Consider the following 21,621-nt stretch of genomic DNA (forward strand, 5'->3'; position numbering starts at 1 on the left):
GGCTTTAATTTTAATCAAAGTTACAATTGTACGTAGGCGTGAAGATTCCTTTATAAATTGGTCAACCTTTGAGTATAATCTTTCTTTATCAGATGCGCTCAATTGTATCGGTTTGTAACTAATCGGCCAACTTCTATTCATCAGATTCCCCCTCATCTCATTTATCTCCTTATAGCAACAGTCTTGGCGGAATAGTCCCTGCTAAAACGTAAACAAAAAAATTTTTCCACCATTATATACTAATCGCCTTAAGGAATCATCACTGAACTTAGCATTTTTCTTTGTAAATTTTTTTTCGGAGATGTCGAAATCTAGCTGGCTTGTTCGTCTTTTTAATGAGGGAGAAAATGGTCCGCTTCAAAATAAATGAGAGGAGAAAGGTAATCATTTTATTGTTTCTGATCATGTTTGTAATCGGCACGGATGTATTTTTGATTTCTCCGCTCATTCCGACTTTGCAGAAATTGTTTCAAGTCCCTACCAAAATTTCTGGATGGATGATGGGCGCATATGCATTAGGTTATGCGATATTTGCATTGATTGCCGGACCACTTTCCGATGGATGGGATCGCAAAAAGGTCATGCTTTCCGGCATGGTTTGCTTCTCGATTGCAACGTTCTTATGTGGCTACGCATCAAGCTTTTGATCCATGTTTTTATTCCGATTTTTGGCCGGCGTCAGCGCGTCTTTTACAGCTCCGCAAGTCTGGGCCGCGATCCCAACTCTATTCCCAGGTCCAAGGATTGCCAAAGCTCTGGGAATTGCCTTCGCAGGGTTGGCCGCTGCCCAAGTGCTTGGTGTTCCGATCGGAAGCTGGCTCGCTACAATCCATTGGTCTTTTTCGTTTTTTGCAATCGGCGGATTTTCCCTATTGTTAGCGATATCGATCATTTTCATCATGCCAGAAATGAAACCCAATAAAGAACAAGGAACAAATACTTCCGTTCTTAAACGATACGTGCCACTGTTGAAGAGCGGAAAAGCGAGGGGAGCTTACCTTGCCTATTTTTTATTTCAATTAGGAAATTTCTCCTCATTTTCCTTTCTCGGCAAATGGATAACAGACCGCTTCCAGATTTCGATTGATCAAGTCGGAGACATAATGATCTTTCTGGGTATTGATACTTTAGTCGGCAGCTTATGCAGCGCTTTTATAATCCATAAGTTCAATCGGTTCAATATTTACATCATTGCTCCACCTATCATGGAGATGCTGATCTCGTTGAATCCAGCAATCCGTGGTATGATTTCAAGTTTGTCACAGGCGACCATGTATGCTTCGATAACGCTCGGCTCCTGGATGGCGGGCTTGCTTTATGCACAGTTCAACGGTTTTTCCGCAGTAGGGATACTTACAGCAGTATCTTTTGCAATTTCATTGTTAACTTTTATATTAAAAGGAGGAATGTCCACTAAACTTGGCAAGCCTGCTGCTTCAGAAACTCGCGTATGGACGGATCCGTGCACAACCCGATGGCACGGCTGTAAGCAGCACGGGCTTCCTCATATCTTTGCATTCGCTTGAACAAATGGGCGGTAAGTGCCCAATAGGGTTGATAGCTCTTGATAGCCTCGGTCGGTATGGCTTCAAACAGCGCGATGCCCCTATCGGCGCCGCGCGCCTCGGCAACGGCGGCGGCTCGGCCGACTAACGCGCCAATAGTATTATCAAAGTGGTTTTTCTTGTTACGCAAACTCGAAAAGAGTTCTTTTGTAAATTAAAGTAGCTACTACGGATTAAAAACCGAATAGCTACTTTATTGTGTCCAATTATAATCACGAAATAAACGAGGACAATTCCTCGAAATGTTTTGGTCTATCAACTACATATTTATCCTCGTACTTGTCCCATCTTCATAGTACCGGAATACGTGGTCAACATAATCCACGTCACCATACCGCTTCCAATTATATTTTTTTGCCATCATTTGTGAAAAAGCAATGGCGTTCTCCTTTGAATATCCTCCACGGGCTTTTGCATATTGGATAAATCCATTTCCAAAATTATATGATTGAGCCGCAAGTTTTAAATCACCGTTTGAAAGCTTCAAAACGGAAGCAAAATGCTTCACTCCTGCATCAATACTCTGTTCGGGATTCGTAATTCTATTAGGTGGCAATCCCAAACTTTCACTGGCCTGCATGGGATCACCGCCTTGACCTCCTGATTCTTGCATCATTTGAGCCATTAAAAATGTTTCATACTCACTGACTCCATATTTTGCAGCATACTTTTGAAGCAAGGGTTGATAACCTAAAACGGAAGCATTAATTCCTGTTTTTCCTTCTCCACTATCCATCGTATCTGATTTTTGAAGTTGTACAAAAAATACAAAGAGGCAGATTATCAAAGAAAAGAAGAGAAAAACAATTTCTTTCCGTTGCTTCGTTACGGATCGTTCTAATTGAAATTGCACAAACATACACCCTTTATACCTTGTATTGTGTTGTGTTGTTGAATCCTCTTGTGTTGTTGGTATCTTACCTAATTTCCCATCATCCGAAAGGTTCATTTTAAGCCTTATCTACCAGTTAACAGGTGTAAGTGAACCCGACAACACGACCCCATTCAGCCATTTTCAAAATTGTTTAAAGTCAGAGAAAGGAAAAAAAGTAACAACGGCTTTCCCTACAATTTTATTTTGATCAACAAAAGGGGTGGGCCATAAATGAGAATCGTAGCTATTATTTCGATTGTCTCCTAAAAAGAAAAAGTTCCCCTGTGGAATTTTAACGGGTCCATAATCGTAATTCATCTTTTGTTTAACATAGGGTTCCTCTACTTTAACCCCATTACGGTAAAGGGTATGGTTTTTGATTTCAATCGTATCTCCTCCGATACCGATCAACCGTTTAATAAAACGCTGACTTTCTTGTCCCGGAATCGGGGGGTAAAAAACCACAACATCCCCATATTTTAAAGAAGCAGGTCCTGTGAATTTTTCTACAAGCAAACGGTCTTGTAGTTGTATAGTCGGCAGCATGGATCCTGAAGGGACCACCACGGCTTCTGCTACATACGTTCTACATACCAAACTAAGTAGAAGGGTAAGAACAATCGTTGGACCCCATTCTTTTAGTAAATTCTTTTTCATAAAACATCCCCCAAAGTTCTCTTACAGATTTTAGGCTTCCTTTGTTATTTTGTTTTCTGATAGAAACGATAGGAAAGGAATTATTCTCGTGCCAAATAGTAATAGAAAACCTCATGTGGTTATTCACATAAGGTTTTCCTTTGTTTCAGACAGTCAATTCCTATATCTTATCTCCAACAAGCAGAGCTATTAAACGGTCTCCTTTTGGGTCGCTTTTAGTTTCTCTAACTCCTTTTCTACCTCTTCTTGCATGGTAGGCTCAATTAGGTAAGAAGCAATAACTTGTGACTGATTGGATAATTGATGGTTTGCTTCTACCTCTGCTTCCAACAATAGAATGTGATTTTCAGCACGAGCAAAGCCCTTCGCGATGCTCTCCGTATGAAATGAAGCCACTGTATTGTTCATCTGCTTCATGGTTCGAGCTACATTGGCTCTCGAAAGTAAAAGAAGTCTTCGATTCTGTAGCTCACTATACTCCTCCTTAAGTTGATTTACCTTTTCAAATAGGTTTTTTGTTTGGTTTTTAATGGTTTCGTATTGCCCTTTATATAGGTTCAGGTTTTTCTCATGGTTCATTTTTTCTTGCAAGGCCAATTTTGTAATGGATTCTTCCCCTTTATCTACAGCTAATTTTGCCTGGCGTGTCCTTTTTGATACAACTTCTTCCGTATTTGCGATTGCTGCTACCTGCTGCTTCTCAAGAAAGAGTTGATACGCATACGCCTGCTGACCTTTCGTAATTTCCTGCTCCATTTCCAGCATTGATTGATTGAGGATACTAATGGGTTCCTCCGCTTTATCAAGCAGTCCGTTTATTTGAGCCATTGTGATGTTTTTAATCCGTTTTAAAATCCCCATCTTATTCATTCTCCTTCTTGTTTGTTTGATGTGTTTGCTTCTTTTCCCACTCATCCAAGAAATCCGGCTGGTTCTGGTTCACCGTATAGGTCGTATAGGAAAGAGGTGTATCCATTATCGACTTGTTAAACGGACGGCCTTTTCTATTTTTTCGCAGCCATCTGATTAAAATACCAATGACAACGAGTCCAAAAACAAAGGACACGGCGGAACCGATAACGTGGAATCCTTCTATCTCATCATGCTCGTGCATATCATGGTGACCATACATAGGATCTTCTTCATGTATTGAATTGGGTTCCTTTATAACCTGAGTTTGACCATACTCATAACCTGAGTTCATGCTTGGATGATGATTTTCCCTCTCATTAAAACCATCACTCAGTATATTTATAGTTAAACTAATAATACTGAACATTAAAATTGCTGCCAAAATCCAGAGTAAGCTTTTCCTTCCTTTTGCCTTCATCTCTTTTCCTCCTCTTGCTTGTCCTGCCAACGAATTTGATTATAGGGGAGAAAAGTGAAAAAACCGTGAAATTAAATCGAGGCATTTAAAAAACATGCCATTATCCGCTGTGTTTTTTGAGGCTGAGTGGGAAGCTTGCCAGTAAAAATTCTTCAGGAGTTAACATTTCCTAATTCTCATTTAAGCTTTTAGACTCGAATTTTTTGTTCCCTTGCAAGATATATCTTATAGGATGGAAGATGCGATTGTCCTAGTAAATTCCTTGGAAAAAGGTTAAAAACTCATTAGAATCGTACTGTGTATGAATAATCGGTCATTCATTTTCAATTTTCTTTTTGTGAAAAATGAAAAGGTTTAGACACTTGGAACTCATTTGTTATTAAGAGTTTTGACTTTAGATAACGAATCTAGTTTTTTGATGAGCATGTGGGTTAGACTGAAGAAACACAATAATCCTTATAACCGGAAAAAGTAGAGTTTCAAGGAACCGAACCTTGCTAGCACTCTGAAAAGTGAGATTCAACACCTAAAAAAGGCACTTTTCACACAATACGCAGGGGGTTTTTGACACTAATAAAAAGAGATGTTGGAGTGAAGACATTCTTTATTAACTATGATGAGACCAAATCAATGTCAATGCCCAATAAGAAAAACATCGCGGGCATGCCGCTCGTCCTTTCCCCTTCTGGAAGTTGGACGGCCGCTTAGTCTCACGCCGGGCGGACCGGCAAAACATCTGGGTAGCTTAGGTGTTGGAGACAATTGCCGGTCTTTTTCGCCCTATGGCAGGCGCGCTCCACAGGGGGGAAAGAAAAGAGCCGTCATCGCCCGCGATGTTTTTCTTTGACTTTGGGACCGCACGGTCCCATGATAATAATTCCCTTTAACACTTTAAAGCAACATATACTTTCTTTAACGACAAAAAAGTCCCCTTAAATGAATAAGAGGACTTCTCTGAATTTACTTATTTTCAATTCTAACTTTCTTAATTCTGTTAACTTGCCTGCTTTAAATTATTGTTTTATTGACCTGGTTTTTCCTGACTATCCGGGACTTCACCATCTTTTTGGTCATCTACTGCTGCGTTTGCTTTAGCGTTTGCTTTAACATCTGCTTTTTCTAAAGCATCAGGCACTTCACCGTCTTTCTGGTCATCTACTGTTCCATCTGCCTTTTCTTGTGCGTCAGGAACTTCACCATCTTTTTGATCGTCTACTGCTGCTTTGGCGTTAGCTTGAACAGTAGCAGTAGCCTTTGGTGCTGCAACAACTGGAGCTGGTGTAGCTGCTTTTTCTACAGCATCAGGCACTTCACCGTCTTTTTGGTTATCAGCTTGTACTTGGCTAGTTGCAGGAGTGGCAGGAGATGCGTTTACTTGAGAAATGGTTGCAATTCCGCCTCCAACTAATGCGATTGCTAATGCAGAACCAATAATCTTTTTATTCATAATCATGTTCCTCCTAAAGAATTTATATTTTTTTGTTCTTGTACAAGTCCTATTTTATAGGATGGAACATTAATTTCTCCCTAGGTTCACCTTAGAAGAACATTAAAATTAGATGTGCGGTTCCAGGAGTATCCAAATGTGATGTCTGCAAAAAGATGAGGGTATTGGCGGTTAAGTTTTGATGGAGAAAGTTCTGCATGATTTATTCCTTCTCCTCAACGAAAGAAGGCAGCCGTTAAACTGCCTCTTTCGTCCATCTTAGGTTTTACCAGGAAACTTCCGTTAGAAGCTTTCGGAAATAACAACGAGTAGGATAAAGAGCACGAGAATAATCCGGATATCATCACCAAAAAAGCCGTGACCTGCCATTTCTCCATCTCCTTTCTTTAATAACGTTTCTCCTTACAAACCAATAAACCATTCCGGTGCAAAGAGCAAGTAAAAGGAAGAGGGGTTATAGCGGAACCCATCCTGTCTTACATCATATTCTGCTTGTCTGCATCGGAAACGACAAATGGCGGGAGGCATTCGTGTAATTGCTCTTTTAATAGACAAAAAAACCACGCCTTCGCCTTGAGTGTTGCTTTGAAATAAGGTTTGAACAAATTAATATTAAAAACCTTGATAATCCAACATAAATACACGCTCTAAATATTTTCTATGGAATCATGATTTTATGAAAAAAATCTAATCATATTTATGTTTCTTGTTGAACTAACGATTCCCGTCCCTCGGTTAACTTAATAATTAAACTAAACAAATCCATGTTTTATCTAAATAGGATATCACAATAGGTTCGAAAGAGGATGAGTTACTACTAATTTAGTAAAACGACTTAACCTTTACGTATCTAAAATATTGACTGAAGTCCACTTTTTATATAGCCGATATTTTGAGCACAACAAAGTAGCACGCTTAGACATAACCAAATTAGCTACTTTAAAATTACATGGTTATAAAAAATGGTTGTGGAATCTCTCCACAACCATTTGCTTTAGATTTTTATTCGACGATAATATCCGCTTCAATCCCTGTTCCCTCATTAAACAGTAAATCAATTTGTAATCGCTCAGGAATAAAATTATGATATTCTGCAAGGTATGTCGCTATCCCATCAATCATATTTTGCTCAGTTAAATGAAGATGAACATTTCCATATCCATCTCTCGTATCTTTAGCTTCCGCTGCAAATCCTGTGTTTGGATTAAACTGAAGGTCTACATCCATATCTTGCGGATTCCCATTTGTTCGTTGTGCAGCCATTACACAACATGCGTCAATTACGTCCTGCTCGTTAAAATGCAGTTTCATATTCTATAGCTCCTTTTATATAAAAAATATTTCTACGCATTACGCTTATTAAAGAAAAGTTTGCGTACAGCCCAGATGATAAGTACAATAACCAGAATGTCCAGTAGAAACCCGAGTAAAGAAAATGAAGAGCCCAGTTGAGAACCAAATCCGGCGGGTTGGCCTCCTCCAAATGGATGGAACATACTCCCAAGCATACCGCCAAGAAGAGCTCCTCCCCCAAATGCTGCTGCATGTGATAAGATGCTACGGGTCTTGTTAGGCGCTGCTGCTGGGATGGAGTTGTGCCTTGGTTGATTTGTTACATTTGTAGAAGATGATTTATACCCTGAATGATACGTGCTTCCGTTATGATTATTTGAAGTAGTAGAATGTGTTTGAGAATGGTAGCTCGAATGGCTTCCTGAGGCTCCTCCGCTAAACCCCTTTGCAAATGTCGTTACAGGGCTGATTACCATCACAGCGGAAATGAAGAATGGAATAATTTTTGCTTTCATTGTATATGCCTCTTCCTTCTTTTTAGTCATATTTTTGTTCATTATCATTATTGCACAACATTATTAAAATCTAATTAAAAAACACCGGTAAAACAGGTAACTATCACAACATCTTGCAGGTGATAAAAACAACGGCCCATATATTTAATTAAATGGACAAAATCATGCAAGGATATTAAACTCCTCAAATTGGCCCAATCATAAAAACCGAAGATCCAAGAAACATACCCGTTGTTGTAAGAACAAAGAACCAAATACGCCACAATGAATGAAATACCTGCCGCCCTTTCATAAGTCCAACTGTTAACCATTCCTTTATCTGTGCCTTATACTTCTTATAGAAATACATGAAAGCAAAAAAAACGACTGCTATAATCACGGCGATCAGCAAATACTTTTTAATGGAATTATGATATCGATCCCATTGAGGGCCCAATACTTTTCCTAACGATATAAAAGTACCTACCCATATAAAAGCACCGGTGTATGCATAAACCGCAAAGGTTTGAAATCGCATTTTCATAATTCCTGAAAAATATCCTGTAATGTGTCGTACCCCAGGTATGAAATAAGCGATAATCAGAAGTTTATTCCCATATTTATTAAACCAAAGCGAGGTTTTTTCCAACCTTTCTGGCCCTAGATGAATCCCCCGTCCATATTTGTGAAAAAAAGGAGGACCTAATTTGTAGCCAATCCAGTATGCAATTGTCATGCCTATACAACTTCCTAGTCCCGCCATGAAAATGCACAACGCCCAATTCAGCTGGCCATGTGAAATAAGAAATCCTGCATAACTCATTAACACTTCAATCGGAATTCCGAAGGCAACCAGCTCCAACGCAGAGCCAAGGAGTAGTACAGCATATCCATAGTGACTCATCCAAGCAACGATATTTTCCACTTTTTGTCCTCCCGAATTAGCCTTCCCCTATATGCAGATGTTTTGCTGCTTACATCCGATAATGCGAGCCGTTAAGCAGGTAACGATTCTTACCTTATCTATATAATTCCTCTATTTTTTCCAAAGTTCCCTCTCTACTTTTTATCTTACGGGATAGAGGATTAGAGTCTCTCAAGATATCCATTAGAAAAAGATTAAAAATTCATTGGAATCTTGCTATGTATGAAAATTATCAAATGATAAAAAGGGCTGTTAATATGAACTTGAACGTCCATAAAATCGAAATAAATATTTACGAACTATAAAAAAGGCTATTTGCTGTGGTGTATAGGTGTTCGCAAAAGATTGACAACATATTAGCTGGTTTTAGCCAACCATGCAGCGAGGCTGCACCCAGTATGGGTAGCACGTATGGGAGATTCATCTTTTTTGAGTGTTGCGTGAGCCTAGCCTATTTTTTAAACTACATGAGCCGGGTTTGTTTCTGTATGCCCTTTTTAGCTTTTTAACCTGAATTAATCTTTATGGGAGACAATAAGAATTTTTATTTAGCTGGAAACCAACTGGCACCATAATTTTTATATGGATCTGGGGTGTCAATAATAACATTCAGCTCTTGGGCGGCAGTACGAGGCCAGTAAGGATTGCGAAGCAATTCACGTCCGATAAAAATGAGATCGGCTCGATTGTTTTTGAGAATTTCTTCTGCTTGAATTCCAGTTGTGATTAAACCTACAGCCCCCGTAGCGATATTAGCTTGATTGCGGATTTGATCGGCAGCCGGTACCTGATAACCGGGATACACATCAATTGGTGCACGAACAACACCACCCGAAGTGCAGTCGATTAAATCAACACCCTGTTCCTTCATTTTTTTAGCATAGACAACATAGGTATCCGGTGTATTTCCTTTTTCATGATATTCTGTAGCAGAAATTCGAGTAAAAAGAGGTCCCCTCCATTCCTGTTTTATGGCCTGGATGACTTTTTCTAAAAAGAAATAACGTTTTTCCAAATTGCTGCCGTATTGATCCGTTCGGTGATTGGTAAGTGGTGAAAGAAATTGGTTAATTAGGTATCCGTGTCCCGCGTGTATTTCGACTACATCGAAACCAGCTTCTTTTGCACGGCGGGCGGCTTCTTTAAAGTTATGTATCACCATTTGGATGTCCTCTTCTGTCATTTCTTTCGGCTCTTTCATACGTTCGAATGCGATAACAGAAGGAGCAATGCTCATTTCATTTAACTGTGATTTCCGCCCCGCGTGTGCAAGCTGAATCCCCACTTTGGAACCCTGTTCATGAATGATGTCAACGAGTTGCTTTAATCCTTCTACATGTTCGTCATTCCAAATTCCCAAATCCTCATATGTAATACGTCCTTCAGCAGAAACTGCAGTTCCTTCAAGCATAATTAGGCCTACCTGTCCCACAGCACGATTTCCATAGTGAAGGATATGCCACTTTGTGATTTTACCATCTTGGTTTGTACTAGAATTCATACACATTGGGGACATGACAATTCTGTTTTTAAAGGTAACATCTTTAATGGTATAAGGTGAAAATAATTTCCGCTCCATAAATTATACGCTCCTTCTTTGATGTATTAATAAATAATCTGTCTAAAAAACCTATTTACAATACTGCCTTTTTTATTGGACTATCGATTCTCGTTAGCTAAATAAAGTTAAATTTTTACTGTTCGTGTTTTTAAAATTCCAAAATTAAATTAGCTCATGTTCTGTAAACATTACTTTAGGGTATTGCTTTATAGGACGGTTCGCAAGGAAGTCCAGAATCATCTCATCATGAATCTCCTGCCGTTCTGTGCTTAAAGGGTCAAATCCTCCATTGAAGATTGTGATTTTCGCGTTAGAAATGTGTTCAATGTAACCACATACAGAGACGAGTTTTCCAACATAATTTGGGTACTTTATCGCGAAACGAAGGGCTACGACAGCACCCATCGATAATCCTATAACATGTGCACGATTAATGCCTAATGAATCCATGAAGAGTTTAGGATCGTCTGCCATCAGCTCATGATAATTATTTGTTCGTGGAAGAGGACTTGACTCACCATGTCCACACATATTCGGCATTACCATTTGATAATGTGGTGAAAATACAGGGATTTGGGGTGACCAACACCTCCAACTTACACCACTTCCGTGGAGAAAAATGATAGGAAATCCATCACCTATTACTTCATACTCTATTGTAATGTTATTTGCATTTACTTTTGGCATATATGATTCCCCCCTTTGCCAGTATATCGGGATGGTACTAATCTTACACTTATTGTGAGAGGGATGAGGGTAAACTTCCTTGCCATCCTACCCGTCAGCTAACTTCGTCGGCTAAAGCAAGGAAGGTCTTTTTTCTGTTGCCTACGTTTTGAAAATACATGGGTAAAAGCCTGAACAGATGACAAAAGCCTACTAATCATAAGTTTATGGGCTTATTCAGACTGATGCAGACCTTTTCTTTTTGGAACTTCGGTTCGCAGAAAAGGGGGCATCAGTCTTTTTTATGGGGCGGTGATAAGAATGATAACGTAAAGTATGGGAAAAATAAGGAAGCTTTGGTACAGAGGATAAACCATAAGGTGTATGAGAATATTTAATGTAGGGAAAGGAAAATAATCACAATGATTGATGCGTTTAGATTGTTGGAGATCGTACTTGTGGTAGCACTTGTATTGCTCATGTGGAGTTCCATTTCAAATTTTGCCAGCTTAAAAAGAATGCTCATCGGTCGTCCAATGCCTTCCCGTGCACTTTATACCTCGCATAATCAATTGTTTTGGCTTATTGCGCTTCCGATTCTGTCAGCGGATCTCTATTCATCGGTTGCTTACGGCCCTGAGGCAGGGCTTGCGGAGCTTGCACATGTTGGTCCTGCGGCGAACTGGCTCATTTTACCGATTACGATTGCAACGGTTCTTCTGCTTTTCATTCTTATTATGTCTTACATTATGGGGGTCATCGCTTATCCAAGCGGCGGTGGTGCTTACACCATTGCGAAAGATAACTTTAAAAGCGGAATCCCCGCCTTAATTGCATCCAGCTCTTTATTAGTGGATTATATTTTAACGGTTGCAGTTTCCATTTCTTCAGGGATTGTAAACATGGCTGCAGCTTATCCCATACTTATACCTTACCAAACTACGCTTGCTGTCTTCGTTATCTTTATCCTTGTGATTATCAATTTACGCGGGGTCGCGGAATCAGCCCGCATTTTCGCATGGCCGACCTTTTTTTTCATGGCAAGCATGATTCTTGTCATTATTGTCGGTTTTATCAATGAAGTTCGATACGGATTCGTTCAACCTGCGACGCCTCCTTTTGGTTCGGTTCCAGAGGGATTAACCATGATGGTCATCTTACGAGCCTTCAGTTCGGCTTGTTCTTCTTTAACAGGGATTGAAACCATTTCCAATGCGGTGCCTATTTTTCGAGAACCGCAGCAGAAAAATGCCATTAAAACCTATATTGCCTTAGGTGTGATTACAAGTGTAACCCTATTAGGCTTCTCTTATCATCTTTACGTGCACGGCATATCGATTCATCCTGGCGTTACCGCATTGTCCCAGCTACTCGAAATTTATTTTGGGCGTGGGATTCTTTATCAAATTATTATTTGGTCCACTTTTGTTGTTTTGATTTTAGCCGCGAACTCCACGTTTATTGGTTTCTCACAATTAGCGGCGATTGTCGCTGCGGACGGATTTTTACCTCGTGCCTTCACCAATCGGGGAGATCGCTTAATGTATTCGAATGGGATTATTCTTCTTGCGGCAGCTGCTTCCCTCCTCATCATCATTTTTCGCGCCAATGTGAATGCCCTGATCCCACTCTATGCCATTGGTGTTTTCCTTGCCTTTACCGTGGCACAAATTGGACTGCTTCGCCGTTGGATTCGAATAAAGGGACCTTATTGGCAGCTGAAATTTGGGATTAATCTAATAGGAACTATCGTAACTGCCTTGGTTACTCTGATTGTTGCTGTTACAAAATTTAGGAGTGGAGCTTGGATTGTGTTAATTATCTTGCCCCTCATCATTTTATCTTCTATCGCCATCCGTCGACATTATAATCAGACAGCAGATGAACTGCGAATTGACCCCAAGACCACACATCCTGAACAGCATCATGTTCTCTCCGTCGTTTTGGTATCTGGCATTCATCGTGTCGTCTTAAATACCCTGTCCTTCGCAACCAGTTTAGGTACAGATGTCGTTGCGGTCTATGTCGGTTTTAACGATGAATCCATTAGGCAGATGGAAAAGAGGTGGGAAGAATGGGGGTCTCCTTGCAGACTTGTGACTCTGAAAAGTGAATACCGCTCCATTTTACGCCCTTTATCTAAATTTATTAGAAGGCTGGAAGTGAAAGAAGGGGAAGCCGAACACATCCATGTCATTTTACCGCAATTTATACCAAGAGTATGGTGGCATAACCTGCTGCATAATCAAAGTGCACTGCTTTTACGAGCATGGCTTTTCCGTTATAAGGATGTGGTGATTACAACCGTTCCTTATCATCTACGAAAATAATGAATACAGCGTAACAAGCTAGCCTGATTCCAAATCGAATGTTCTTGTGTCGGGAGTCGGGGGCATCGCTGTACGTTCCTTACGTCAGAAGATATCCATCAATTTACGCTCCATGTTGAAGACCCGTCAGAAGTCTGCACTCTTTCGGGTTCTGTCATGGCAAAAGCCCTTCGACCGACAGTATCCGTCCCGTTATCTTCCCACAGATACGATGAGGACAGGTGGGTTCTTTACTCCGGGCAAGATGTGGGTCGCAACACAGTAACCTTACGACCATCTGAGGCTAACCTTTACGAAGCTTACAAACCTTCACTTCTGTTCACCGCAAGCTGTACCATGAGGTACAGCCTTACCCAGCTTCTCCTAGCAGTGTTCCGGATGATGCACTGATCCTCTCCTCTGTTTCCGCATTTCCCTCATGCAACCAACCCCTTCGTTGCCAAAGACGCTGTTTCGAGCAGAGATAGCCTTTGCGACTAGGCTAGCAGCATACCAGCAAATGAAGTACTATGACCCCTCCGACTCCCTCTTTGCCATCCACCCTTTCGCATTCACTTATAGGCTTCTGCTTTACTTTCCATGAGGAAAGTGCAAAGGAGGGTCTCCCCAGTTCCGTTAACTACTTTCTCAGCATACCGCTCCCCTTACTCCGAGAGGTTCTTCTGTGTGGCTCTCCAAGTTCTTTGCACATCCGTGGCCTTCGCCTATTTACCCCAGGCTTGGCTCCTCTTTGTCTGCCTTACGGCAGGTTCTTTTGTCGAAGCGGCAGGATTCACTTGATATTACGGTCTGCTGATTTGCTTGCGCCCTTTCGGGCTACGTTGTTACAGGGCTTCAACCTTAGGATTTCTCCACCAGTTGCCTGTCAGCTACCAAGCGACTTGGCTCTTACTTGGGTTGGACTTTCACCAACTAGCAATTAACGGCTTGCTGGGCACGCGATAAAATAAAAAGCACCTACATTCGCTGTAGATGCTCTTTCCACCATTGTTCTATGTTTTACAATATCACTGCATGACGTGAATCGAATTCATTTTTAATCACTTGTGCCCAATACTGTTCATCATAATGATAAACGTAGTCCGAATCTTCCTGTAGTCGTTTCAAAAAGCTGGATTTAAGCAAAACTTCGTCTAAACAATCTTGAACGCCCATAATAAATTCCAAATCCATCTCATCGAGTACGAGTGAGTTTTTCAACGGTGAGCACCTCCTTACACTTAATACATTTTAACATTTCATCATCATGAAAGGAAAGTTGAGGACTCCAATTGGGCAACGGCTGTATCTGCTCTAAAAATTGCTCTTCGGTAAGTTCTCCCTTGTCTCCCACGTGGCTTTTTCCCCGATTATATCACAAATCGTTTATCTTCAAGCAGAAGAAAGAGCACCTGCTCTGTGCAGATGCTCTTTGTTCTATCTACACTTAATTATCCTTTTCAATGACTCTTGCAACCTTATGACCACAATTGAAGCAAGTTCCTTTAAGAACAATGCCACAAGTGTCTAACTGTATGGAAAAGTCCATAATTGTGACAGCCATCGAGCATTTACCGCACCAGACATTTTGAATAATTCTTTGACGTGTCTCTTCAGGGGTGTCCAACCATTTTTTCATAGCTGCATATGAAATGGTGTCGCGGAAGTCAGCTTCATCATTCTCATTGTCGTAATCTGCCCACTTGAGCATTGAATAAGACCCTTCTAATGAATCATGAATTCCCCAGCACTCACAACCAGTCGTATCAACAATTGATTTCAGGCGATCTTTGTACTGTCTATACAATTTCGATGTTTTTTCTTTGTCGAGCTGCTGGATTATTTCCTCATATGTGTCAGTAAAATAATCACCCATGTCCTCGGGAATATCACCATTCTCATGTATGTATTGGACTGCGACTTCCGCAAAGCACATCATCAATTCCAAAGTTAGACCAGTATCCTTGGCAGCTTTTTCAAAATCTGATATCGTTTTTTTCCCGACAGATACTCGCAGCTTCCCATATCCTCTAGCCGGAAAAAATTCTGCCTGTATCTTCTTCTTATAGTCTTCAATAATTGCTTGTACCCCATCGTCACCATTAATTTTTATCGACATATATGTTTGAACTTCTTTGCTCATCTTGAAACTTTCAACTAGGAATTCAATTACTTCTTGCTTTGAACATTCATCCAGCTTGCTCCTCAATTTCCGAACTGAAACTTTAGAACTTTTATCGCTCATGTCTATCACCTACTCAATCACTTTTAATCCTTTAAATATAGCTTTACCACGCTCTCCACATGCGTCGAGTATACCGTAATAACAATTAGAATGTCCAATCAGATAGCGAATAGTATTTGCTCTGTATTTAATTAATATAATTATTCTCCCAACCTAAGGAGGACTTTGGCTCTGTTCGCTTTTTTTGCAAGCATTGTCAATGTTTTTTTGAGATCGAATGGGAGACTATCTTTGGTTTACAAGAGTGTACCCATGGTTTTGTCGGGTACGAGTACTTTATGGATGAAACGTTTCCGTGTGTTGCTTGCGGTGCAGATGCAGAAATGTATCAAGAGCCGTTGGAATTGCAGTTAAGTCTAGACGATGAGCTACCGTTTAAATAACACGCCCACTTCACCCCCTATAAAAAAAGAGCAGTGGCTTGACTGCTCCATCTGCCTGCTTATTCTCCTATTAACCATACCCATACTCCATTATATCCTTAATATTTCGCGGATCTCCGCTTCGGATAAGCTGGACAGCATTGTTCCCCCGGGCTGGATGACTTATTTAATGAGTTCTTTTTTCTTCTCTTGCATTTCATATATTTTTTCTTCAATCGTTCCGCGCGCAATCAGTCTCATCACCTGGACACTATTTTTTGTCCAATATGGTGGGCCCGGCCTGCTTAATCACCAAAAACCTAAAAATCTGTGGGCAAAATATGGCATGACTAATTTGTTTGTCCGGTCTATGAGGATGGGCTATATACGAATGAGCCTTCTGGTAGCCAGGCATAAAGCTATCTACAGAAAAAAGAACCAAAAGCATAAAAGCCTTCAGTTCTATTACCTTGTAACATCGTCACTTATTCAAAATATTACTGTTTATTTTAGGACAGCAGCCACTTCTTCGTACCCATCTTGTGTAAATAAATAGTGAATCATTTTCCGTTTCTTTTTAATAGACACTTTACAATATCCAATTAAGCAGTTCTCAGCTTTAATAAACGACATTTCAATATCACCGGAATAAGTAGTATTGAACGTAGCAGCATAGAAATCCTGCTTGTTAAGGTGAATACATCTAATAAAATTTAAAAGGTTAATCTGGATAACTTCTTCTGCTATTAAAGAGTTGTAGTCCTTTTTCATGAGCCGTCGCAGTTCAAGTTCGTTATATTTCATTTATTAGATTCTCCAATGTTTAAGACATTTCCTCGAGCAGCTTTTTAAGTTGTTCTATCTCTTCTCTGCTTAGCGTAACGCCTTTTCCCATCTTCTCGTGCTCGGGTGACCACTCACGAATATCATATTTCGGTTCACGACCACTCCAACTGATTAGGTTAAGCTCCTTTTTCCAGCCTTTTGATCCTTCTGAAAGAACGCCGATATGTTCAATGATTTCATATTTGATGTCTGGCATTGCGATTCACCTCGCTATTTATTTAGTTCAGAATAATCAGCCCTCAAATAAATCTTAAACTCATTTATTCTAAACCCGTACTCTTTTAATAACTTAACAATTATATTTCTGAAGCCATTGCTATTCATGAGGGTTTCAACATAAATTTTACCATTGACTTAATTTTGTCCTCATTTATTCGGAATCCACATGGACGTTTATGGGTATAGTCCTCATACAATGTATGTTCTACATTTGTATCTACGTAGTAATCAGAATAATTCGGTATGGTCTTTTTCTCAGTTTCTTCATCTACTTCATACTTTTTAGCTTCTACTATTCCATCCACTTCTAGCAAAGAGATCAGTTGTTCAAGCTTTTGTTCGTATTCATAAATAGCTTCCGCAATCTCGTCATATTTTTTACGTGTTGCAAAATCTCATTGTGCAAAAGCTTCACTCATTTTATCGTTAATACCATTCATCATGTCGCCAATTGTTTCTTTTACCAATCCTAAGCTTTCTGATAAGTCGATTGCTTTGCTGGGAAATTCCTGCTGAATAATTCGCAAAATTTTTTCGATATCCATCTATACCTCTCCCCCACTGATAACCAAAGCATAAAAATAGAACTAAGGGTATTAAATCCCTTAGTTCTATTATCACATCACATTACCATTTATTCAAAATATTTCTGTTTAAGTTCACTTTATGTATTCATCTTGTTAAGAACTTCTTTTAATACTGTTAGTTCTCATTCAGACAGCGTTACACCTTTGTTCATGATTTCTGAAGTGAGTTTAACGCATTGCATTTAGGGCATTTATCATTATTGTGTTTGTATGTGTATTTTCCACCCTGCTGAATAACTTCTGCTATTGCCATGAACATTGCGTCATGCTCTTTGGTCTTATACTCACATTTGTCACAGTAGACATGCGCTTTCATTTCGATTACCCCACGTTAATGAATTTTTCGCTAAACTATTTTCCAACGATTATCTGTCTTTGTGAATCATATGTGTAATCAACAATTTCTCCATTGAGTATAAAATGAATTGCTTGCTCAATTACAGAAAGGGGTACAATAAACCACTCTCTAGGAGTATACCTACGACCATTTTTATCAAAAATATCAATGTTTAAACAAGAGTTACCGAAGAAGTTATGCAGCAATTGTTCAAGCTTTTGAGGATTCATAACTGTACACTCTTCCAAAGGATTAGAATTTGAAGTTGTTCATATTGCCAGCGTTAATGAAGGAGTATTTCCTAACAGTGAAAAAAGTATTGATGAGGATAAGCTAATATTATATGTAGCCATTAGCCGCGCGAAGCGACTACTCTATCTTTCATATACATAATCAAGTAAAACCAACCTGGGACCTAGAAGAAGAAAACCTTCCCGTTTTCTAAAAGAAATGTAATTATTGTAATGAAATCGACTTAAAGAAGGGTGTAATTTTACAAAATAACCCCTTCTTTAAATCTACCTCTAAATCATCTCACCATTCCTTCTCGATACTACGAATTCTCCCTCCGATTTGCTGACAAGGCTGCTGCTGACAAATTTCAATCCATTCTGACAAGTAAACGGGGACGTGAATAACACTCGTCCCCAAGTCTCTTACTCAGCGAAGTATGATATAATAGAATGTGAAATACCATTAGCGAGGTGTTATACTATGCAATGGCAAGAAGTTCGGAACTTTTACCCTGATCAGTATGTACTACTCGAAATTTTGAATTCTCATACAAAAGATAATGTTCAATACGTTGACGAAGTCGCTTTGATCAGATCAATCCAAGATCCTGACGAAGCAACCAGAGAACTGTTGAAGTGTAAAAACAACAATATCGTCTACCATACAGGCCAAGAAAAAATAGCTATAGAGCTAAGAAAAAATCCTTTCTACAGGAGCCGCTAAAATGCAGATCCAATTGATCGATGATCTCCTGCAAACATCAATGACGATTGGTTACAGAGGGCGATCCTTAATGATCGATAACTTAGTGATTGATACTGGCGCTGCGCACTCCCTTTTATCCTCTGATATCGTATCAGAGATCGGCATCAAATTCGAAAATGGCGATAAGCTTGTACGAAGCTTTGGAATCGGTGGAGACGAATATTCATTTAGAAAGCAAATCGATCTAATCCAGATTGGTGATTTGGTTATAAAGGACATCAGAATAGATTTCGGTGTGTTCCATGAGGATATTAATTACATTAACGGCCTCATCGGATTGGATATTCTGAAAAGCGGCAACATGATCATCGACCTTGATCGGATGCAAATGTATATGGCAAACTCCAAATAGTACTGCAAAGGGGACGTGCACTACGCATGTCCCCAATTCGTCCTCAACTACCCTAACCACTCACTCAAACCCCTTTGTTCAGACAAAATAAACTCTTCCTAAAATCCAGCCCTTCAACCCACATTGTACCGTTTGTTATTAAAATAAAGTCTTGCTACAAAACGGTCATTTTCCCGATTTTCGCTCCGATTTTTTATCACCAAAATTTATTGTTGTCATAATAAACTCTTGCCATAAAAGAAGGGGAAAAGCTTGTGATTCCTGAATTTCTCCTTTCCTCTCTCACCTTTCCCCCGCCATTTATCAAATCTTTATTCCAATTTTGTCAGGACTTTATTTTTACTCGCAAAAGTTTATTTTTTGCCTACATCTGACAAGACTAGTAGCGAACAGCACTCCACATGGCTTGGATGGTGATGGCAGAGAAATATGGATGTAGTAGTGTTTATCTTAACTTAGTTATTTCGTACTTCCATATTTTCAAAGTCAATGATTAATTTATTTGCGAGAAAAAAATCACTACCAATAATCCCATCAAATCCATGCATTTCTCTAACATCACCAAGCTGTATAGTAAATTCATTAAGTTGGAACTTATCTATTGTCATGCCGCTCACTTTTTGTTCTATACAGATTTCAGTCCCGCCAATTCCATACATTTTTCGTGTAATAGCATTCTCCAAATCGAGCATCAGCCCGATATCTTCACACAAATCTGTATCTAAAATGGTTGAAGAACAGCCAGTATCTAGCAATATGTTACTAAATGTCATTTTCTTTCCGTTGTATTGAATCTCAACTGAAACTAAAGGTAAATGGTCATCCATTTCAAATTTCATACTCTTCTTCGCACTCCTATATACGGCTGCTCAATTACCTTTATTTCCTCATTATTTGTATGAAATATATATAATTCACGGTTTTGATCTTCTGCGTGTAGTTTTTTATACACCTTCCATGCTGCATTGCCATTCGAAAAGTCATCAATTACTGACATTTCCTCAATGATTCTTTCTTTTCCTCTTATTTCCGATTTTAATGCTTCTACTAAGACACAACGTTCTGGAAAATGCTGACGAACTTCAGCCCATTTCATTTTTTTACCTCCGCATCTAAATGTATAACCTTTACTTTATTATAACATTTGGAGCACATTCGGAGTTACTCCACATTAACTATTTAACAGGAGCTAGCATGTGATAATCAGCTGCTATTTTATATTCTTTTCTGGTATCTATAGGAGAATTTTGGTGATTAAAACTATTATCTATAAATACATTGTCTAAGATTAGTATCTTTGGTTGTTTTGTTAGAACTTCAGCCACATAATGAATTTTAAAGTCTGAAACATGCTTCCGTGCAAAATCAAATTCATTCTCTGACATATAAAAGACGATCTCATTAGTTTTATATAAGTTGAATTTTTGAATTACATCTTTATGCAGAGTCGGTCAATGACTTCCTCTTCATAGGCGGGGTGGAAATCAGCCGGCCATCCCCGGTCACCATTCGAACTTCTGGAAACAGCGTAACATTTTTCAATGCTTGCCCTGCTCGGTATACATCGGAAAGAATCCCGCTCTTCGCTGCATTGAAAGCACCCTTCAACATACCATCAACAACGCTTGTGTGCAGCACATTCTTAACCGACTTGAAAAGCTTGACCGCTCCCTTCGCAGCAAGCCCGCCTAACCCAAAGGAAGCAAGATTAAACGCCGCCCAGCCTCCTGCGATTAGGCGATCCCAGCCGCTCAGCTTCTCCCCGGTCACCGGGTCATACTCCGCGCCAATCCGAAGCGACTTGGCTCTTACTTGGGTTGGACTTTCACCAACTAGCAATTAACGGCTTGCTCGGCATGTGGGCAAAAGAAAAGACCTTAATCGAGTGACGAACACTAGATTAAGGTCCAAAGATTTTAATAATCAATTCCAATGTTTTTAATTATCGTCCCTTCCGGTGTATGTTTCATCTGTTGTATCAATTGACTACATATATACCAATAAACTTCCATATCATTTTTTTCCAGGTTTTCAACAACATCTTGACCTCCTAGGAATAACAAGACCTTATACCCGGCACATTCAGTTTTGTTTAATACCAAATTGTTTTTTGACTTCCAGACTGCAAAGAAATTAGAGGCTAAACAAGCGTCATGATAGTTTGGAATCTCATCATTATGGAAATCTATAAAATTACATGGAATTTCCAACACCTCTCCTGTTCCTGGTTCAAACATCAATATATGCGGCTGTCCATCATGTACTCTTTCCTTATCGAGAGCAAACTGTCGCCCAAGCCAGTCATAACCAAAGCAAGATATTCGTCCGGAAAACTCAGGAAACGCTTGAGTAATAATGTCGTCCCAAAAGTTGATTTTTGAAATATCATGAAGTCTATATAACCCTTCACCAAAAGACACGCCATTGTAAGAGCCAAATAATTCACAGAACCCTTTTGTATTTCTTTGTAAGTCATTAAACGTTCTTACGTCCGATTCATTAGGTTCTTTTAACGGTGGAACATTAAAAAACTTACTGAACTGCTCGAACATC

General features: G+C 39.5%; 25 protein-coding genes and 2 pseudogenes. 5 read left to right on the forward strand and 22 right to left on the reverse strand.

Annotated features, from left to right (window positions below; genetic code table 11):
* Positions 1-404: 404 nt before the first annotated feature.
* A pseudogene (locus tag MBEAL2_RS25125) lies at positions 405-1,526 on the forward strand (MFS transporter).
* A gap of 298 nt (positions 1,527-1,824) precedes the next feature.
* Here the strand turns inward: MBEAL2_RS25125 and MBEAL2_RS25130 are convergent.
* The 10 genes from MBEAL2_RS25130 to MBEAL2_RS25175 all read right to left on the reverse strand — a co-directional run bounded on the left by MBEAL2_RS25130 (position 1,825) and on the right by MBEAL2_RS25175 (position 10,833).
* Positions 1,825-2,514 (reverse strand): lysozyme family protein, encoded by a 690-nt coding sequence (locus tag MBEAL2_RS25130; RefSeq protein WP_052948002.1) that lies wholly within the window; start codon positions 2,512-2,514, stop codon positions 1,825-1,827.
* Between the two features lie 66 nt (positions 2,515-2,580).
* Positions 2,581-3,096, reverse strand: coding sequence for a signal peptidase I (gene lepB / locus MBEAL2_RS25135; RefSeq protein ID WP_047154973.1), 516 nt, complete (start codon positions 3,094-3,096; stop codon positions 2,581-2,583).
* 189 nt (positions 3,097-3,285) lie between these two features.
* Positions 3,286-3,957 carry a PspA/IM30 family protein gene (locus MBEAL2_RS25140; RefSeq protein WP_047154974.1) on the reverse strand — a complete coding sequence of 224 codons (672 nt, stop codon included), beginning with the start codon at positions 3,955-3,957 and terminating at the stop codon, positions 3,286-3,288.
* A 1-nt stretch (position 3,958) separates the two neighbouring features.
* The gene (locus MBEAL2_RS25145) at positions 3,959-4,426 is read right to left on the reverse strand and encodes a hypothetical protein (protein WP_047154975.1); all 468 of its coding nucleotides are present in this window, start codon (positions 4,424-4,426) and stop codon (positions 3,959-3,961) included.
* A gap of 1,021 nt (positions 4,427-5,447) precedes the next feature.
* The gene (locus MBEAL2_RS25150; RefSeq protein ID WP_047154976.1) at positions 5,448-5,873 is read right to left on the reverse strand and encodes a hypothetical protein; all 426 of its coding nucleotides are present in this window, start codon (positions 5,871-5,873) and stop codon (positions 5,448-5,450) included.
* A 1,002-nt stretch (positions 5,874-6,875) separates the two neighbouring features.
* Positions 6,876-7,184, reverse strand: a complete 309-nt coding sequence (locus tag MBEAL2_RS25155; protein ID WP_047154977.1) for a DUF2653 family protein — start codon at positions 7,182-7,184, stop codon at positions 6,876-6,878.
* A 32-nt stretch (positions 7,185-7,216) separates the two neighbouring features.
* Positions 7,217-7,681, reverse strand: a complete 465-nt coding sequence (locus MBEAL2_RS25160) for a hypothetical protein (RefSeq protein WP_047154978.1) — start codon at positions 7,679-7,681, stop codon at positions 7,217-7,219.
* A gap of 184 nt (positions 7,682-7,865) precedes the next feature.
* Positions 7,866-8,585 (reverse strand): DedA family protein, encoded by a 720-nt coding sequence (locus MBEAL2_RS25165; RefSeq protein WP_082130171.1) that lies wholly within the window; start codon positions 8,583-8,585, stop codon positions 7,866-7,868.
* 544 nt (positions 8,586-9,129) lie between these two features.
* On the reverse strand, positions 9,130-10,164 hold the full coding sequence (gene namA / locus MBEAL2_RS25170) for an NADPH dehydrogenase NamA (protein ID WP_047154979.1): 1,035 nt from the start codon (positions 10,162-10,164) through the stop codon (positions 9,130-9,132).
* A 144-nt stretch (positions 10,165-10,308) separates the two neighbouring features.
* Positions 10,309-10,833, reverse strand: a complete 525-nt coding sequence (locus tag MBEAL2_RS25175; protein WP_052948003.1) for an alpha/beta fold hydrolase — start codon at positions 10,831-10,833, stop codon at positions 10,309-10,311.
* A 401-nt stretch (positions 10,834-11,234) separates the two neighbouring features.
* Between MBEAL2_RS25175 and MBEAL2_RS25180 the strand changes: the two genes are divergently transcribed.
* Positions 11,235-13,142 carry an APC family permease gene (locus MBEAL2_RS25180; RefSeq protein ID WP_052948004.1) on the forward strand — a complete coding sequence of 636 codons (1,908 nt, stop codon included), beginning with the start codon at positions 11,235-11,237 and terminating at the stop codon, positions 13,140-13,142.
* 999 nt (positions 13,143-14,141) lie between these two features.
* Here the strand turns inward: MBEAL2_RS25180 and MBEAL2_RS25185 are convergent.
* From MBEAL2_RS25185 to MBEAL2_RS25205, 7 genes and pseudogenes are all read right to left on the reverse strand, one after another.
* A complete protein-coding gene (locus MBEAL2_RS25185; RefSeq protein ID WP_047154980.1) occupies positions 14,142-14,342 on the reverse strand; it encodes a hypothetical protein in 201 nt (66 codons plus the stop codon).
* A 226-nt stretch (positions 14,343-14,568) separates the two neighbouring features.
* Positions 14,569-15,366 (reverse strand): DUF6155 family protein, encoded by a 798-nt coding sequence (locus tag MBEAL2_RS33270; RefSeq protein WP_047154981.1) that lies wholly within the window; start codon positions 15,364-15,366, stop codon positions 14,569-14,571.
* 473 nt (positions 15,367-15,839) lie between these two features.
* Positions 15,840-16,033: pseudogene (locus tag MBEAL2_RS34435) on the reverse strand (hypothetical protein); the annotation flags it as partial.
* Positions 16,034-16,232: 199 nt separating this feature from the next.
* On the reverse strand, positions 16,233-16,532 hold the full coding sequence (locus MBEAL2_RS25195; protein WP_047154982.1) for a hypothetical protein: 300 nt from the start codon (positions 16,530-16,532) through the stop codon (positions 16,233-16,235).
* Between the two features lie 19 nt (positions 16,533-16,551).
* Entirely contained in the window at positions 16,552-16,770 is a 219-nt protein-coding gene (locus tag MBEAL2_RS25200; protein ID WP_047154983.1) for a YdbC family protein, read from the reverse strand.
* 418 nt (positions 16,771-17,188) lie between these two features.
* Complete coding sequence (locus tag MBEAL2_RS33275) at positions 17,189-17,338, reverse strand: hypothetical protein (RefSeq protein ID WP_236693014.1); 150 nt, start codon at positions 17,336-17,338, stop codon at positions 17,189-17,191.
* Positions 17,339-17,731: 393 nt separating this feature from the next.
* A complete protein-coding gene (locus MBEAL2_RS25205) occupies positions 17,732-17,947 on the reverse strand; it encodes a GIY-YIG nuclease family protein (protein ID WP_047154984.1) in 216 nt (71 codons plus the stop codon).
* 43 nt (positions 17,948-17,990) lie between these two features.
* Between MBEAL2_RS25205 and MBEAL2_RS34130 the strand changes: the two genes are divergently transcribed.
* From MBEAL2_RS34130 to MBEAL2_RS25215, 3 genes are all read left to right on the forward strand, one after another.
* Positions 17,991-18,110: a 3'-5' exonuclease gene (locus MBEAL2_RS34130; RefSeq protein ID WP_369405530.1), complete on the forward strand. Its 120-nt coding sequence runs from the start codon at positions 17,991-17,993 to the stop codon at positions 18,108-18,110.
* Between the two features lie 321 nt (positions 18,111-18,431).
* The gene (locus tag MBEAL2_RS25210) at positions 18,432-18,674 is read left to right on the forward strand and encodes a hypothetical protein (protein WP_047154985.1); all 243 of its coding nucleotides are present in this window, start codon (positions 18,432-18,434) and stop codon (positions 18,672-18,674) included.
* Position 18,675: 1 nt separating this feature from the next.
* Entirely contained in the window at positions 18,676-19,068 is a 393-nt protein-coding gene (locus MBEAL2_RS25215; RefSeq protein ID WP_047154986.1) for a retropepsin-like aspartic protease, read from the forward strand.
* Positions 19,069-19,523: 455 nt separating this feature from the next.
* Here the strand turns inward: MBEAL2_RS25215 and MBEAL2_RS25220 are convergent, their stop codons facing one another.
* The 5 genes from MBEAL2_RS25220 to MBEAL2_RS25240 all read right to left on the reverse strand — a co-directional run bounded on the left by MBEAL2_RS25220 (position 19,524) and on the right by MBEAL2_RS25240 (position 21,620).
* Positions 19,524-19,907 (reverse strand): retropepsin-like aspartic protease, encoded by a 384-nt coding sequence (locus MBEAL2_RS25220; protein ID WP_047154987.1) that lies wholly within the window; start codon positions 19,905-19,907, stop codon positions 19,524-19,526.
* A complete protein-coding gene (locus tag MBEAL2_RS25225; protein ID WP_047154988.1) occupies positions 19,904-20,164 on the reverse strand; it encodes a hypothetical protein in 261 nt (86 codons plus the stop codon). The genes MBEAL2_RS25220 and MBEAL2_RS25225 overlap by 4 nt, the downstream gene beginning before the upstream one ends.
* A gap of 79 nt (positions 20,165-20,243) precedes the next feature.
* A complete protein-coding gene (locus tag MBEAL2_RS25230; RefSeq protein ID WP_047154989.1) occupies positions 20,244-20,453 on the reverse strand; it encodes a hypothetical protein in 210 nt (69 codons plus the stop codon).
* Positions 20,454-20,505: 52 nt separating this feature from the next.
* The gene (locus tag MBEAL2_RS25235; protein WP_082130172.1) at positions 20,506-20,907 is read right to left on the reverse strand and encodes a pre-toxin TG domain-containing protein; all 402 of its coding nucleotides are present in this window, start codon (positions 20,905-20,907) and stop codon (positions 20,506-20,508) included.
* 77 nt (positions 20,908-20,984) lie between these two features.
* On the reverse strand, positions 20,985-21,620 hold the full coding sequence (locus MBEAL2_RS25240; RefSeq protein ID WP_047154991.1) for a T6SS immunity protein Tdi1 domain-containing protein: 636 nt from the start codon (positions 21,618-21,620) through the stop codon (positions 20,985-20,987).
* Position 21,621 lies beyond the last annotated feature (1 nt).

It is taken from the genome of Aneurinibacillus tyrosinisolvens, assembly GCF_001015055.1.
GTDB lineage: Bacteria > Bacillota > Bacilli > Aneurinibacillales > Aneurinibacillaceae > Aneurinibacillus_A > Aneurinibacillus_A tyrosinisolvens.